General features: G+C 72.1%; 13 protein-coding genes and 1 tRNA gene. 3 read left to right on the forward strand and 11 right to left on the reverse strand.

All coding sequences use genetic code 11. The annotated features are described in order from the left end of the window. Positions 1-65: 65 nt before the first annotated feature. Positions 66-488 carry a hypothetical protein gene (locus KME66_RS02790; protein WP_216318537.1) on the forward strand — a complete coding sequence of 141 codons (423 nt, stop codon included), beginning with the start codon at positions 66-68 and terminating at the stop codon, positions 486-488. Here KME66_RS02790 and KME66_RS02795 read toward each other — a convergent pair. The 5 genes from KME66_RS02795 to KME66_RS02815 form a co-directional block, all read right to left on the reverse strand. Then, complete coding sequence (locus KME66_RS02795) at positions 464-4,687, reverse strand: tetratricopeptide repeat protein (protein ID WP_216318539.1); 4,224 nt, start codon at positions 4,685-4,687, stop codon at positions 464-466. The genes KME66_RS02790 and KME66_RS02795 overlap by 25 nt on opposite strands. Positions 4,688-4,734: 47 nt before the next feature. Then, a complete protein-coding gene (locus tag KME66_RS02800; protein WP_216318541.1) occupies positions 4,735-5,712 on the reverse strand; it encodes a hypothetical protein in 978 nt (325 codons plus the stop codon). An 8-nt stretch (positions 5,713-5,720) separates the two neighbouring features. After that, positions 5,721-6,713, reverse strand: a complete 993-nt coding sequence (locus KME66_RS02805; protein ID WP_216318543.1) for a MoxR family ATPase — start codon at positions 6,711-6,713, stop codon at positions 5,721-5,723. Positions 6,714-6,741: 28 nt separating this feature from the next. Continuing rightward, on the reverse strand, positions 6,742-8,076 hold the full coding sequence (locus tag KME66_RS02810) for a toll/interleukin-1 receptor domain-containing protein (RefSeq protein WP_216318546.1): 1,335 nt from the start codon (positions 8,074-8,076) through the stop codon (positions 6,742-6,744). A gap of 242 nt (positions 8,077-8,318) precedes the next feature. After that, a tRNA-Pro gene (locus KME66_RS02815) sits at positions 8,319-8,392 on the reverse strand. A 127-nt stretch (positions 8,393-8,519) separates the two neighbouring features. On the opposite strand from KME66_RS02815, the gene KME66_RS02820 reads away from it, so the two are divergent. Both KME66_RS02820 and KME66_RS02825 read left to right on the forward strand, forming a co-directional pair. Next, positions 8,520-9,245, forward strand: a complete 726-nt coding sequence (locus KME66_RS02820; RefSeq protein WP_216318548.1) for a transketolase — start codon at positions 8,520-8,522, stop codon at positions 9,243-9,245. A 35-nt stretch (positions 9,246-9,280) separates the two neighbouring features. Beyond that, positions 9,281-10,183, forward strand: coding sequence for a transketolase family protein (locus KME66_RS02825; RefSeq protein ID WP_216318550.1), 903 nt, complete (start codon positions 9,281-9,283; stop codon positions 10,181-10,183). Between the two features lie 174 nt (positions 10,184-10,357). On the opposite strand, the gene KME66_RS02830 is transcribed toward KME66_RS02825, so the two are convergent. From KME66_RS02830 to KME66_RS02855, 6 genes are all read right to left on the reverse strand, one after another. Further along, complete coding sequence (locus KME66_RS02830) at positions 10,358-11,308, reverse strand: NAD-dependent epimerase/dehydratase family protein (RefSeq protein WP_216318552.1); 951 nt, start codon at positions 11,306-11,308, stop codon at positions 10,358-10,360. Positions 11,309-11,649: 341 nt separating this feature from the next. Beyond that, positions 11,650-12,234 (reverse strand): GAF domain-containing protein, encoded by a 585-nt coding sequence (locus KME66_RS02835; RefSeq protein WP_073223820.1) that lies wholly within the window; start codon positions 12,232-12,234, stop codon positions 11,650-11,652. After that, on the reverse strand, positions 12,231-12,854 hold the full coding sequence (locus KME66_RS02840) for an ATP/GTP-binding protein (RefSeq protein ID WP_216318553.1): 624 nt from the start codon (positions 12,852-12,854) through the stop codon (positions 12,231-12,233). The genes KME66_RS02835 and KME66_RS02840 overlap by 4 nt, the downstream gene beginning before the upstream one ends. Next, entirely contained in the window at positions 12,832-13,203 is a 372-nt protein-coding gene (locus KME66_RS02845; RefSeq protein ID WP_073223822.1) for a DUF742 domain-containing protein, read from the reverse strand. Before KME66_RS02845 ends, KME66_RS02840 begins: the two co-directional genes overlap by 23 nt. 2 nt (positions 13,204-13,205) lie before the next feature. Next, on the reverse strand, positions 13,206-13,640 hold the full coding sequence (locus KME66_RS02850) for a roadblock/LC7 domain-containing protein (RefSeq protein WP_006128963.1): 435 nt from the start codon (positions 13,638-13,640) through the stop codon (positions 13,206-13,208). A gap of 5 nt (positions 13,641-13,645) precedes the next feature. Then, positions 13,646-15,643, reverse strand: coding sequence for an ATP-binding protein (locus tag KME66_RS02855; RefSeq protein WP_253208218.1), 1,998 nt, complete (start codon positions 15,641-15,643; stop codon positions 13,646-13,648). Positions 15,644-15,924: the final 281 nt, after the last annotated feature.

Consider the following 15,924-nt stretch of genomic DNA (forward strand, 5'->3'; position numbering starts at 1 on the left):
CCGCTTGGCCCATATCGTCCATAATTGTCCTGACGTCATGATCCGCTACAAGGGGGGTGTCGCGTATGGAGGGTTTGTCGGCTGCTCTGCTGGTCAGAGTCGCTCTGGGAGTCGCGCACGACATGGCGGACGAACGGGAGCGGGAAGCCTGGGAGCGGCTGAGGGAACTCGTGTCCGGGGCGGACCGCGAGCCGACGGGGCCCACTCTCCCGGCCGAACAGGAGCTCACGGACTTCGGGGCCTCCCCGACCAGCCCGGCGCGCGCCGAGGCGCTGATCCGCGCTCTGGAGCGACGCGCGCAGCGCGACCCGCGGTTCGACAGAGATCTCAACACGTGGGCGCAGGACGTCAGACGGCACTCCTCCGTGCGCGACCGCAGTCCTGGTCTGCGGAGCGCCTCCTTGCACGGTTCGGTGGTCCAGTCGGGCTCCGACGCCTCCGTCACCTTCGCCGTCTACGGCCCTCAGGCGCCTTCGGCCGCCTCCTGATCCGCGGCCGCCGCTGCGGAGCCACGCTCACCTGTTCTGGCCGAAACATCCCGCTCCAGGGCTGATTCGGCCCTCAGGGCTTCGGTCAGAGCCGCCTGTGCCTGTTCCTGCCGGCCCGTGGCGTTCAGCAGATCGCTGAGCAGCAGCAGGGAGTCGACCAGCCCCGGACCGTCCCTGCCGTGCCTGAAGGCTTCGGTGGCGGCCCGCAGGTATTCCAGTGCCAGCGGGTCCTTCCGGTTGTAGGCCATGCGTCCCAGCGCGTGCAGCGCCTGGGCGCGGGAGGTGATGTCGCCGAGCGACTGATGGACCGCGGCGCTGTCGAGCAGCACGGCATGGGCGTTCTCCGTCTCGCCCGCGTCCACGCTGGACAAGCCCAGATTGAGCAGTGCCTCGGCCAGGGCTCTCTCGTCGCCGACCTCGCGCAGTTCACCGACGGCTTTGTTCAGGGTGCGGATGGCTTCCTCGTGGCGGCCCTGGCGGCGCAGCGCGTTACCGATGTTGTTCAGGCACTGGGCCGCCGAAAGCGCGTCTCCGACGGACAGGTGGATGTCCCGGGCCCGCTCCAGTTCGTGAAGTCCCTCCACGTCCTGCCGGCTTTCGAGCAGCGCCAGCCCGAGGTTGTTGCCCGCACGCGCCTCGCTGCGCGGGTCACCCAGTTTGCGGTAGAGGTCGCGTGCTCGGGAGAACAGGGCGCCGGCCTCGTCGAAGCGGTGGTTCTCCAGCATCGCCCGCCCCAGGCGTTCCAGCACGGTTCCCTGACCGCCCACTTCCCCCATCCGCCCGGCGTGGAAGGCCGCCATGTCCAGCGTGGCCAGTCCCTCTTCCGTACGGCCGTCGCGTAACTGGGCGGCGCCGAGCGTGGAGAGCAGAACGGCCTGGTCGTGCGTCGAAAGCCGAGCCCGCCAGGACTCCAGCCGAGCGCGTTCCAGGCAGGCCAGTGCGTCCCGCACTTCTCCCTGCTCCAGCAGGGCGCTTCCGAGGTTGCTGAGCACCTGGATCAGACCGGCGTGGTCTCCGATCTCCGTGAAACGCTCGGCCGCGCCCGTGAGCACGCGCACGGCGTCGCGATAGCGCCGCCCGACCATCAGGGTCGCGCCGAGATTTCCCAGCATCAGGGCGAGGACGGGGGAACGGTCGCCTGTCTCGCCGCTCAGACTCCCCGTGTCCTGCAACGCGGTCACGGCAGCCTCGAAGTCCCCGGTGGTGGCCATGGCCACGGCGAAGTTGTTGAGCGCCGCAGTCCTCGTGTACCGGTCGGCTTCCTCGGCCTCGGGTGCGCGCAGGACCGCCTCCATGACGCGAAGGAGGTCGTCGAACTGACGCGTCTGGGTCAGGAATTCCGACAGCGCCAGCGCGATGGCCTGACCTGTCTGGGTGAGGCCTTCGCGCAGACAGACGTCGACCGCCGCGACCAGGCTCTCCCGTTCCTCCTCCATCCACGCCACCGCCTGCTGGCGCGACGAGAAGACGATGCGCTGCGTCCGGGGTGCCGCTCGGGCCCATGCGTCGGCCTCACGGGCCCACGCGTCGGCCTCTCGGGTCCACGCGTCGGCCTCACGGGCCCACTGCTCGTAGTAGCCCATGAGCCGGTTCAGTGCTTCACGCCGCTCGTCCCTCCCTGCGTGCTGCCGATAGAGGTCTGCGGCGTGCTGCTGGATGAGGCTGTTGATGCTCCAGCGGCCTTCGTCCCGTGCCGACCGCTGCAACAGGTGCAGTCCTGTCAGCCGGTCCAGCAGCCGGTTCGGCGGTGATCCGGTCAGGATCAGTACCGCCACGGCGGAGAAGCTCCCGCCCGGGACCAGACCCAGCAGCCGGAAGCCGGACGCCTCCCGCGGGGAGAGCCGACGGTAGCTCCAGTCGAGTGCGCTTCGGACGGAGTCCCTTCCCGGGGGAAAGACGTCCGCCCGGACCGGTGCCCGGTCGAGTGCGAGAACGAGCGCGGGCACCGAGGGGGCCGGATCGGTCCCCAGCATGCTCGCCGCGGCTTCCAGCGCCAGGGGCAGTCGTCCGCACCGGTCGCTCAGCGCCACGAGTCCGGTCGGCGGGGAGTCGGACGGCCCGTCGCGCTCGGGACCGGCGGGCACCGTACGGATCAGCAGGCTCACGGCTTCCTCGGCGGACAGGGGGCCAACGGTGATCAGCTCGGCGGTGAACGGCACCTGCGACCGCGTGGTGAGCAGGACGGACAGGCCCGGCGCCAGCCGGCTCAACGGAGCGTCGTCCCCCGGCACCACGCCGTCCAGGACCAGCAGGGCGGGGCGGACGCCCGCAGCGGTGACCTGATGCATCAGCGCGGAGCACATCAGCCATGCCTCACCGGGCAGCATGGCCTCCACGGCGGAAGCCCGCACGCCCAGGGCCCGCAGCAGCACCGCCGCCGTGAAGGGCTGCTCCGCCGCGTCGATCCACAGCACTCCGCCGGGAAACCAGCCCCGCTCGCGCGCCTGGAAGACCGCTTCCACGGCGAGCGCCGTCTTCCCCGATCCGGGAAGACCGGTCAGCACAGCGACCATGCCCCGTTTCACGGTCCTGTCGGCCAGCAGTGCGTGGAGCCGCTCCAGGGCCCGCGCCCGCCCGGTGAAGTGCTCGAGCCGCTCGGGCAGGAGGCCGGAAGTCTCGATCCTGTGGCCGGGTTCCGCGGCCGCGGCCCGCGCGACGACCCGCTCACAGACCGCGGAGACGGCGTCGCCGGGAGGCACCGCCCGTCCCTGCTTACCGGTGGCCGCCTGCACGAACGAGGCACGGGCGATCAGTACCCGTGCGGCGGGCCCCCACGCCTTCCCCGCCGCCAGGGACGGCTCCGCGGTGGCGAGCATGAGCACGGGCGCCACGGCGGGGTCGTCCAGGACCTTCAGCAGCGCACGTGCCAGGTCCTCGCCGGCGTCGCCGATCAGCATTCTGTCGAGGTCGTCGAGCCACAGCACCGTATGGGAGCCGATACGGTCGTCGGCGACCGCGTCCACCACGGCCCGGCTGCGTCCGATCAGCGGTGGGGCCCACACCCACCAGTCGCCCAGCGCCTGCCGCAGAGCTTCCCACGCGGCTCGCGTACGTCCGCTGGACGGCCCTCCCGACACCACCACCAGTCCGTTGTCGCGGGACGCGTCCTGCAGGAACAACGGGAGCACGATGTCGCTGGCGCGGGCCACTCTCGGGACCAGGTCCTTCTGGACCCACCGGCCCGGATCCGCGGCGGCCCTGGCTCCGACGTACCGGATGAGCAGACGCGGCGCGATGCCGAACGCCAGCGCGTCGTCGTCACGCAGCTCCGCCACCCGGGATCCCAGAAGGCCGCGGTGCGGAGAACCGGCCGTGCTCCGCGCGGCGTACGCCAGCACGTCGGACACCCCGTGAGCACCCACCTCGTACACCGTGCCCCGGGCATTGCGCACGAAGACCGGTACGTGGGAGACGGGCAGCGTCATCCGCCCGCCGCGCGGGACACGGAGCCTCTCCGCCTCGCGCCACGTCTCGATACCGGAAGCGACCTCCAGGACGCGCGGCTGCGTGTCCGGAACGTGGATGCCCTGGGCCGGCCACCGGGGGTCGCCGACCGTCAGATGCGCGCCGTCGTGCCGTACCGCCAGGATCACGTCCTCGACCCCGTCGAGATGCGCGCCCCGTCCCTGACCGGCGGTTCCCCCTCGGCCACGGGACTCTTCGCCCCCCAGGACGGCGAAGAGCTCCAAGGCGGCGGGAGTCTGCCGGACCCGGTCGGGAAAGCGCTGCCACGCGCCCGCGAACCAGCGGCGCAGGGACTCCCGGCGGGCCGGGACCTCCACGGCCGCGCGGAGGACGCGTTCGAGGAGCCGGTCGATGTCGGCGTCGGCCTCCCGCGGCCCGAGGCCGGCGTCGGCGCGGACGGCCGCCCACGTCACCTGCTCCTCCAGGGCCAGGGTCGGCGAGAGGTGTCTCTCGTGGACCCGGAAGATGACGTTGCCCGCTTCGCGCACCAGGGCGTCGTCGGCGCTCCGGGCCAGCTCCGCCCGCAGCATCTCCCGCAGAGGGCCCAGCAGATTCCGGTCCAGGGCCATGTACCGCGCGCTGCTGCGCAGCGACCAGGTCCCGAACCACAGCGCCGCCTCGGCGGAGACTCCCAGATCGGGGCGCACCTCGATGCGGACCGCCCGTACCAGCTCCGGCTCGATGCGGGTCGCCGTGCACAGCACCACGGCCAGCAGTCTGACCGGCTCGGGCATGCCCTCGACTGCCGGAACCCCCCACGGCCGCTCCGGCCGCTCGCCGGTCATGACAGCGCGGAGTGGACGCGGGCGGTGGTCGTGTACCGGTCCCAGCTGAGCACCGGCATCAGGGCCGGCAGCCAGTGCGGCCACCGCTCGGGCGGCGCGGGGACCAGCGCGAGCGGCCGGCAGCTCGCCCACCGGATGAGCTGCACGGTCCGCCGCCACTCGCCCTGCAACTCGGCCGTCGCTCCCCCCGTGTTCATACCGAAATCGCTGAGCACGAGCACCCGCGCACCCGGCGGGGGCGGCTCGTAGGCCTTCCACGACCACCCGGCCCGGGCTCCGCTGCGTTGCAGGGGGGACTGCGAGAAGTACCGGGTGCTGCAGTTGTGTTCGCCCGCCAGCGCGCCGATGCGCCGCACCAGTTCCGCCTGGTCCCGGTGGAAGGGCTGCATGCCCACGTTCAGGTCGACGAGGACCTGGACGCCGAAGCGCAGTGTTCTGACGGGTTCGCGGGGCAGCTGGGACAGGGCATCACCCCGGCACACCGTGTCGAGCAGGGCGTCGACGTCGACGGGTCCTTCGTGGACGACGCGCGACAACAGCAGATGCAACGTCGCGGACTCCGAGGCCGGCGGCAGAAGCGGCTGGTGCGGGAGGGGCTCGGGCTTCCGGGACTGCTGCTCGGCGAGCGCCGGTTCGCTCCAGCCCCGGCCGGTGTTCGGCGCCTCCTGCATCCCGATCGGCTTGAGAATCTGCAGTTCGTCGGGGAAGCCCGTCGGCTCCCGCAGGCGGGGGGCCGTCGGCTTGCCGGGGCCCGTCACCGGTCTGCCCGCCGTCGCCGGAGCAGGCCGCCTGGCCGGTTCCTCACGGGCGGCGGACCGTACGGGGGCGGCTCTCTCCATGCCCAGCAGCCCGGCGACACGGCTGAGGGTCTCGTGGTCGGACGGCGAGATCCCCAACGCGGTGACCACGCGGGCCATGTCGGCGATCCAGTTCTCACCGCGGCGGCCGGCCTGCGGGTCGTCCCTCTGCTCCATACGCACTCTCACTTCCGCAGATGCTGCGGTTTGACGAGGGTCAGCCTGCGTACGGCGTCCCACTGGTCGTCGCCGACCTTGATCCCGAGTTCCCGGCACGCCCACAGGGCGTCCAGATACTCCGCCGTGCTGGGCTCGCGGACACCCTGGCGGCGCGCGGATTCCCGTACTTGCTCCAGTTCGTGCGCCAGAGCCTGTGCGAGCTGCATGTCGCTCCGCTCGGGATCGGTCTTGAGGCGCAGTTTGAGGTGCTTCTCGGCGATCTTCATCAACTCCTCCGACGTGGTCGGAGGAGCCAGCTCGGCGATCACGCAGCGACGCAGGAAGGCCTGGGGCAGTTCCCGCTCCTCGTTGGTCGTGATGACCACCAGATGCTGGTGGAAGGGGCGCCCGGGCAGAGCCTCCGGGTCGGCCTCGACCATCACCCGGGTCCCGGACTCGGCGACCGTGAACTCCTGCGAGGCCAGCGGGACCAGCAGGCCGTTCGGCACGTCCGGGTCCGCCTTGTCGATCTCGTCGATCAGCACGACGGAGTGGTGGGCCTTCCGGCCCTCGTTCCGCACTTGCTCGGGATGCCTGTACTCGTCTTGGGCATGAGCTCGCTGAGGAGCCCCGCGCCGGACCTGCGCACCACGCCGGGCGTGAGCGGCGGCCGACTCCGGCGCGAATGCCCACCACAGGGGTCCGGGCTCGACATAGGCGTCCACATCGAGCTCACGGCTCTTGAAGAGGCGGTTGTTCTGCGCGTCAGCGAGGCGCCGCACCCCGTCGAAGGTCCACTGCAGGTCCCGCGCCCGCGTCTGCGAAGTGACCACGTAGTTGTAGTAGCGCCACGACTTCTCCTGTGCCACGAAGGGGGCCATCGAACTCTTGCCGGACCCGGGTTTCCCTCGCAGCAGCAACGGCCTTCCCGCCGCCAACGCGACCCTGATCGCGAGGCGTAATTCATCGGGCATCACGTACACCATGCCGGCGTCGGGTGCGTCTCCGCGCGTGTCCATTGTCAGAACCTCATTCCTCACCTGCGTGTCAGTCGGCGATTCCGGCCACGTCTTCGAGACTTCGCATGAACGAGTAGGCGCGCATCTCGGTGGCACGGGAGAAATCGACTCTGACGGCTCTTCCCATATCGAGTTCATTCAACTGCTGCTGGGCAGGGAGCAGTTCATGCTGGAGGACGATGATGACCAGCCACGGGTAGTCCTGATGCAACGCGTTCACCGCGGCGGCTATGTCCTCGTATGCATATCCGCGGCCATTGATGACGAGATAGTCGCGGCAGCCCGGACGCGGTTCGACGAGTCCGGGGGAAAGGCTGAACCCCGGGGGGATGTCGAACACCTCCTGGAGTGCGTCGAGGCACGCGGAGAGCAACTCCTCCCCCGCGTCGCTCTCGTCCATGGGGAGGTCACCGCCGGCGGCGAGCGCACGGTGGTTGAAAGCACGGGGCGCGTTGCAGAGCGCACGCCTGATGTGCTGCTCCGCCGCCCAGGAACCGCCGGCGCGAAAGAAGATCAGCGGAGCCGACACCGGGGTGCCGCACTGAGGAGCGCCGGGCGCGAAATCCGCGGCGACGACCGGGTCGACCCAGGACGACATGAGTTCGGCCGCGAGACCCGACCGGCTCGACCCCAGGCTCGGCCGCAACGCCGCGACGGCCGTCGGCAGAGGGGACGCCTGCCCGAGCCGCACCGCCTCCCCCGCGCGGAAGAGCAAGTGCGCGAGGAACATCTCGGCTCCCACACTGGCCCGTACGTGGAGCAGGTCCTCCGTCGAGCAGTGCAGCGCCTCCGCCATCTCGTTCAGCGCCTGCGGGTCGCGCTCCCGTGCGACCCGCAGGTAGGCCGCGATCCGTTTGGCCCACTCGAAGAACGCGCCGTCCCCCGGAGGGCCCGCGACGAGAGCGAACTCGTCCAGCACCCACTGCGCGATCCTCCGGGTGATCTCGCCTTCGGGGAGCGGATTCTTCACCCTCTGCCCCAACTCGGCCTGCAGGGTCAGCAGCGCTCCGAACCCCCGCTTCCTCGCTTCCTTCGTCTTGTCGGTGCCCAGGAAACACGGCAGCACCGTGGCCAGGCTGCGCACGAAACGACGGGACATCAAGACCTCGGACTCGCGGCGCACCCAATCCGAGTCCGCGATCGTGTTGGGTCCCAGCAGGACGATCGCGGCATCGCACAGATACATCTCTTCGTACAGGGCGGGGCTCCACGACTGGCCCGTGCGGAGCTTCTCCACGTCCTTGAAGACGTCGTATCCCCGAGCGTCCAGCTCAGGAGCGATGATGTCCAGCGCCTCCACGACCTCGGCGTCCTTGCCACTGCCGTGACTGATGAAGATCTTCAGCGCACACCCGCCCCTCACCGGCGGTGCCGGCCACCCTGTCCGTACCGCGTGCTGCCCCTGCCCCTGATTGTGCTGGACAGCTCGGCGCCTCGGCAGGCGGTTGCGCAAGATACTTCGGGTCAGCGTCCCGGTAGCCGGGAACGGCCCGCCGGACCCGGGCGGCCGCGGAGGCTCAGGCCGCGTCGTGGGCGGGCCCGGAAAGCAGTTAGGGTCGGCTCCGGATTCCTCCGGAGCCGACCCTGAACGACGACTGTCTCCAGTCGGGACGACAGGATTTGAACCTGCGACCCCTTGACCCCCAGTCAAGTGCGCTACCAAGCTGCGCCACGTCCCGATGCCCGCCTGACCTGGGGTTTCCCCCGGCCGAACGCGCATGAGAACAATACCGCACTCCGGCGGGTGGTCACCAACACCATTCCCCGCTTGACCTCAACCATGGTTGATGTTGAACGCTCGGGGCCATGACGAACACGACAGCCGCACCCGCCCCCGGCCGCCGGGCCGCGCCCGCCCCCGACTTCCGGGATCTGCCCCGTCTGATCGCCCTGATGACCGGGGCGGAGAAGCACGCCCCGGCCGCCCACTCCACGCTCGACGCCCTGTGGGTCCTCTATCACCGGGTGCTCCGGGTCACACCGGACACGGTCGACGATCCCGGACGGGACCGCTTCCTGCTGTCCAAGGGGCACGGGCCGATGGCCTACTACGCCGTCCTCGCCGCCCACGGCTTCTTCGACGAGGGCCTGCTGCCCGGCTTCGGGTCGTACGACTCGCCACTCGGCCACCACCCGGACCGGCTGCTGGTGCCGGGGGCGGAGATCGGCAGCGGATCCCTGGGGCACGGGCTGCCGCTCGCCGTCGGGACGGTGCTGGGCCTGCGTGCCCAGCACCTCACCGACCCCCGGGTCTGGGTCCTGATCGGCGACGCCGAGCTGGACGAGGGCAGCAACCACGAGGCCATCGCCCACGCGGGCCCCGCCGGTCTCGAACAGCTGCACACCCTCGTGATCGACAACGCGTCCGCCACCCACGGCTGGCCCGGCGGGATCGCCTCCCGCTTCGCGTCCGCCGGATGGGACGCGCTGACCGTGAACGGCCGCGACCACGAAGCCCTCCACGAGGCGTTCACCACACCCCACCCGGGCAGGCCCCTGGCCGTCGTCGCCCGCGTCGAACCCAAGAACTGACCGCAGCGCACCGAGAGCCCCGGGAGGGACCCTTCATGGACACCATGCGTGACCGATTCATCGGCACCGCCTCGCAGCTCCTGGACGAGGAGCCACGACTGGCCGTCGTGCTCGCCGACATCAGCGCCGACGGCTTCGCCCGCGCGCGGCGCACCCACCCGGACCGCGTGATCAACGTCGGCATCCGGGAACAGCTGCTGGTCGGAGCGGCTGCCGGTATGGCGCTGACGGGAATGCGGCCGATCGTGCACACCTTCGCCAGCTTCCTGGTCGAGCGACCGTTCGAGCAGGTCAAGCTGGACTTCGGCCACCAGGACGTCGGCGGCATCCTGGTGAGCGCCGCCGGATCGTACGACTGGCCGGCCGGAGGCTTCACCCACATGGCACCCGGCGACGTCGCCCTGCTCGACACGCTGGACGGCTGGACGGTGCACGTGCCGGGCCATCCGGACGAGGCGGAGACGCTCCTGCGGGAGGCGGTCACCGGTGACGACCGGGTGTACCTGCGCCTGTCGCTCCAGGAGAACCGGGAGGCGCGGCCGGTCAGCGGCGCCCACGGGTTCTCGGTGGTGCGCGAGGGGCGGCACGGGACGGTGATCGCCGTCGGCCCCCTGCTCGACAACGTCCTCGCCGCCACCGAGGGGCTGGACGTCACCGTGCTGTACGCGACGACGGTGCGGCCCTTCGACGCGGCGGGGGTACGCCGGGCGGCCGGAGCGTCGGCGGTCGCGGACGTGGTGGTCGTGGAGCCGTACCTCGCGGGCACCTCCTCCGCCGCGGCGGGCGACGCGCTCCTGGATCTGCCCCATCGCGTGCTGGGGCTGGGGGTGGGCCGCGCCGAGCTGCGGCGCTACGGGCAGATGGAGGAGCACCTCACGGCCCACGGCCTGGACCCCCGGGGCCTGCGGGAGCGGATCTCCGGCTTCCTGCGCCCCTGACCGGGGCGGCTGGGACCGCCGCCGCAGCGTCCCGCCCCGGAGCGCCCGCGCTCTCGGCCGTCGCTCCTCCCCCGCCGCCCGGCAGCCGGCATCCGCCGTGGCCGCACCGCTGAACCGTCCGAGCAGCGGCCCGGCCCCGGGTGTGCGGCAGGCCGCCCGGGGCCGGGCCGCGCCTCACCGGTGGGCGGCGAGGAACGTCCCGTACCAGGCGAGGGTGGCGTCCAGCGCCGTCTCCAGCGGGGTGGGGGTGAGCCCGTAGGCCTTCTCGATGGCCGAGGAGTCGAGGATCTGCGGTTCGGTGTGCTGGTAGAACATCTCGGCGTACTCCGCCATGAACGCCTCGTCGAACGGGCCGAAGGGGCGGGGTTCGGCCACGACGGTGAGCTCCATCGGCCGGCCGGTGCGCTCGTGGACGAGGGCGAGGATCTCCCGGGTGGTGCGGGCCGGCGCGGTGGGCAGGTGCCAGACGCGGCCGTGGGCGTCCGGGTGTTCGCCGAGGGTGGCGAGACCGGCCGCGACGTCGTCGATGTACGTGTAGCTGTGCGGCAGGTCGATGTCGCCGAGAGCGGGGACGGGCTGCCCGGTGAGCGCGGCCGGGAAGACGGCCCCGCCGAGCGTGGAGTTGAGGACCCCGGGCCCGACGAAGTCCGCGGAGCGTCCGAGGACGACGGGGAGCCGGCCCTCGCGGTGGGCGGCGAGATAGCGGGCGTCCAGCTCTGCCCGCATCCGGCCCTTGCGGGTGGTGGCGTTCCACGGGGAGTCCTCGGTCATCACCGCGCCGTGCGTCCGGCCGTAGGGGTAGAGGGTGTCGAGTACGACGAGCCGTGCGCCCTCCGCCTCTGCGGCCGCGAGGACCGCCTCCTGGATCTTCGGCATGACCTCCACCTGGAGGTGGTAGCCGACGTTGACGCAGTGGTACACGACGGCGGCCCCGGCCACGGCGTCGCAGGCGCCTTCGGGGCCGGCGACGTCGGCGGCGTACCGCTCGACACCGTCGAGCGCGGGGCCGCTCCCCGACCGGTCGACCAGTCGCACCCGGTGGCCTCGGCGGACCAGCTCACGGGCGAGGGCGGTACCGGCGGGCCCGGAGCCGAGGACGGCATGGAGGGGCTGGGTGAAGGTCATGGCAGGTCCCTTCGGCTGGAGGAAGCGGAAGCGGCGGAAGCGATCTCCCTTGAGCCGCTCACTTCTGTTAGAGACCATAACTTTCGAGAGCACTGATCGCAACAGTTTTCGTTAGACCCCTTAACGCACCTGGTCCCGGGCGGGAGACCCCGCCCGGGACCGACGCCTTCTCCGCGAACGTCCTCGGTTGACCGGCTCCGGCTTCCGGGAGGGGGGCGGGGAACGGGCGATGGGCGTCGGACCGGAGCCGTACGTCCCATCGGGCGGCCGGAGCACGACGGCCGCCCGGCACGCGTCCGTGCGGGTGGCCCCGTACGGCCGGGGAACCGGGCCGGGCGGGGTCAGACGGTGCGGTGCCCCTCCCGGTCGTCGATCTGGCGGACGAGTTCATGGGCGAGCGACTTGATGGTGTCGAGGCCGGCCCGCCCCCAGGGGCGCGGCACGGTGTCGACGGCACAGACGGTGCCCAGCGCGATGCCGGTGCGGTCGATCAGCGGCGCCCCGAGGTAGGAGCGGATGCCTATGTCGTCCACCACGGGATTGCCCGCGAAGCGCGGGTAGTCGCAGACGTCGTCGAGGACGAGGGCCTTGCGCCGGACGAGGACGTGCGGGCAGTAGCCGTGGTCGCGGGCCAGGTAGCGGCCGCTGCGGTTGCTGCCCGCCGCGGCCGAACCGAGGTCCTGGCCGCCGCGGTTGCCCGCCGGCGTGTGCAGTCCTGCGAAGAACTGCCGGTTCTCGTCGATGAAGTTGACCATCGAGAAGGGGGTGGCGGTGGCTTCGGCGACCTTGTCGGCGAAGGCGTCGAAGCTGTCGTAGGAGGCGTCGGGACGTTCACCGAGGTCCAGTTCGCGCAGCCGCTCGGCGCGCGCCGGGCCGTGCCGGTCGGTGGGCGTGAGGAGCATCCGGCCGGTGGCGAAGGATGTCACGGGTGGGCTCCGAAGGTCTGGAGTGGGGCGGGCGCCGAGGTGGCGTTGATGAGGTGCTGGACCAGGGTGACGAGGGCACCCGTGCCGGAGCTGGCGATCCTGGCGTCGCACAGGACGACGGGCACCTCGGGCCCGAGATCGAGCGCGGCGCGGATCTCGTCCGGCTCGTAGCGGTAGGCGCCGTCGAACTCGTTGACGGCGACGATGAATCCGATGCCGCGCCGTTCGAAGAAGTCGACCGCTCCGAAACATTCGGCCAGGCGCCGGGTGTCGGCCAGCACCACCGCTCCGAGCGCGCCCTGGGAGAGCTCGTCCCACATGAACCAGAAGCGTTCCTGGCCCGGTGTGCCGAACAGATAGAGGACGTGCTGTTCGGAGAGGGTGATCCGGCCGAAGTCCATGGCGACGGTGGTGGCCGTCTTGGACTCGACCCCTTCCAGGTTGTCCGTCCCGACACTGCTCTGGGTCAGCAACTCCTCGGTGGACAGCGGGGCGATCTCGCTGACCGCGCCCACGAACGTCGTCTTGCCGACGCCGAATCCTCCGGCGACCAGAACCTTGAGGGCCACGGGGAAGAACTCGGCGGTTCCGGTGCGGTCAGAGCTGTCGTCGTAAGCCATCGAGCACTGCCTCCAGCAGGGATCGGTCGGTGGGCATGTCGTGGAAAGCGGGAGCGTGCGCGGTGACCGCGCCGCAGGCGACCAGGTCGGAGAGGATGACCTTGGCGACGACTGCGGGCAGCCGGAGGTGTGCGGCGATCTCGGCGACGGACATCGGCCCGTCGCACAGGCCGAGGGCGACGGTGTGTTCCGGGCCGAGCGGGATGTCCGGCTCGATGCCCGTGGCCATGATCAGGGACAGCAGGTCGAACGCGGTGGACGGCCGGGTCCGGCCGTTGCTGATCGTGTACGGGCGGATCAGCCGGCCGGCCGCGTCGTCGAGCAGGGGCCCGTCCTGCGGGGCCGGCACCCTCAGATCCCCGGGGTGAACGGCGCGCCGGCCGGCTGCCGCAGCGGGGTCGTCAGATAGGGACGGACGCTCTTGACCAGCATCGCCATCTCGTAGCCGAGCACCGCGGCGTCCGCCTCGCGCCCGGCGAGGACGGCGAGGCAGGTGCCGGATCCGGCCGTGGAGACGAACAGGAGCGTGGAGTCCAGTTCGACGACCACCTGCCGTACGTCGCCGTTGTCCCCGAACCGGGCCCCGGCACTGCGGCCCAGCGAGTACAGGCCGGCGGCCAGGGCCGCCATGTGGTCGGCGCTGTCGGGGTCCATGCCGTGCACGGATTTCACCAGCCCGTCGGCGGAGAGCAGCACCGCACTGCGCGTGTAGGGCACGCGCTGGACCAGCCCGCTCAGCAGCCAGTCCAGGTCCGAGACCTGTCCGGACGGCATATCGCTCGTCATGGTGTCTACTCCTTGAAGGTGGTGTCTTTGCGGGGTTCCGGGACGGCCTGGCCCGGCAGGAAAGGCTCGGTCGCGAACGCTCCGGGCTCGCCCGTTCCACGGCCGTGGGCGCCTTCGGCGTGGCTGTCGCGCCGGTATGCGGCGGTGTCGTGGGGGTACGCGTCGGGTGGGTAGCTGTCCGGTACGGGCAGGGCGCCCGCGGGCAGCGCGGGCTCCGGACGCGCCGCGCGGGCCGGACCGGGGCGGTCGTGCGGTGCGGTCGCTCCGCGTACGGGGAGGGGTGCGAGGGACTCCAGGGGGGCGTCGAGCGCACTCCGCTCCCGGCCGCCGGTGGTGCCGCCGTTCCCGTATCCGCCCTCGGAGCCCTCCTCCTCGGCGGTCTGGGCCTCGGCGAGGTCGACGCCGCGCCGGAAGGCGGCCATGAGACCCGGGTCGTGCAGGGCGTGCTCGTCCTCGACGCGCGGGGCGGGCGCCTCACGCAGTTGCGGGACGAGACTCTCCTGGTTCGTCCGCTTGGGCAGTTCCGGCCGGGCGGGCGACGGCGCCGCGTGGCCGCGCTCGGGCGCCGCCGCCGAAGCCACCCGGCCGTCGCGCTCGTGGACGGCCGCCGGCGTGCTCGGGCCGACGTGCCCGGGCGGGGAGGCGGGGTGTCGGCCGGTCGACGCGCTCGGCACGCAGCGGGAGGGCGGGGCCTCGCCTGCGGGTGGCTCGGGGCGGGCGTTTCGCGCGGGGCCGGGCGTCTGCCCGTTCCGCGCGGCCCCGGACGTCGGGGGCGGGACGGCCGTGGACGCCTGGGGCGCGGGGACCCGCTCGCCGGAGGCCGGGGCCGCGGCGCGGGGGGTCCCGTTCTGCGCCGGAGCCTCGGAGGCCTGGGGCTCGACGGGCGGCCGGTGCACGGCGCCGGGAGGCGGCAGGGGCGCGGCGTCGGGCGACGGCGCAGCGTCGGGATCGGTCCCGAGCAGGGACTGCGGAAGGACCAGGACCGCTTGCGTACCGCCATAGATGTTGCTCTGGAGCCGGACGGCGATGCCGTGGCGTCGGGCGAGCGCCGAGACGACGAAGAGGCCGATCCGGCCGTCCTGGAGCAGGTGGGCGACGTTGACCTGGTCGGGGTCGGAGAGCAGGGCGTTCATCCGCCGCTGCTCGTGGTCCGGCATCCCGAGACCCCGGTCCTCCACCTCCAGGGCGATCCCGGCGGTGACCTGCTGGACGCGCAGCAGCACCTGGGTGTGGGGGGCGGAGAACACCGTGGCGTTCTCGACCAGCTCGGCCAGCAGGTGGATCACGTCGGCGACGGCATGGCCGCGCAGGGTGCCGTCCATCGGCGGGACGAGCTTGACCCGGGGGTACTGCTCGACCTCGGCGATGGCGGAGCGGAGCACCTCGGTCATGGTGACCGGGTTGCTCCACTGGCGCCGGGAGACGGCACCGCCGAGAACGGCGAGGTTCTCGGCGTGGCGGCGGATCCGGGTGGCGAGGTGGTCGACGTGGAAGAGGCCCTTCAGGAGGTCGGGGTCCTCGACCTCGTGCTCCAGCTCGTCGAGGATCTGGATCTCGCGGTGGACGAGGGACTGCAGCCGTCGCGCGAGATTGACGAAGACCTCGACCTTCTGCTCGTTGCCGGCGCTGCTGAAGACCTGGGAGGCCTGGACGACGGCGGCGACGGCGGCTTCCTGGGCCCGTGCCATCTCCTGTCCGAGCAGGTCGAAGGCGTCGCCCCCGGGTGCGGGAGGCGGCGCGGGCCGCCGCGCGGCGACGCTCTCCCCGTTGCGGAGCTGTTCCACCACGCGTTGCAGCTCGGCCTGGCCCTGGGCGCTGGCGCGCCGGAGAGCGAGGGCCCGGTCGAGCACCTGGCCCGCCACCCGGTTGGCGCCGAGGTAGGCGGCCGTGACGGCGGCGACCGCCAAAGCCCCCGAACCGCCGAGCGCCGCCCAGAGGCTGGGCGAGGAGCCTGCACCTCCGGCGCGGACGGTGAAGATGACGGCCGCGGCCCCGCTGAGCACCGCGGCGACGGCCGGGAGCAGCGCGGTCCGCAGCAGCTGGGGGCGGATGCGGGCGTCGGGGACGGCCCGGCGGCGCGCGGCCTGCTCGGGGCCGAGTGGCCGCGCGTGCCGGGGCGGCCGTGCCGCCCGCCCTCACGGCGGTCCGGTCGCGCGTCGGGTGCGCGAAGTTGAGACATCAGTGTCCTCGGTACAGGGGGCACCGGGGGCCGGCAGTCGTGCCGGCGTCCCTGTGGTGGCCCCTACGGTGGTCGGTCAGGCGCGGGTCATCGGTCGGGCAGGCC

It is taken from the genome of Streptomyces sp. YPW6, from assembly GCF_018866325.1.
Taxonomy (GTDB): Bacteria; Actinomycetota; Actinomycetes; order Streptomycetales; family Streptomycetaceae; genus Streptomyces.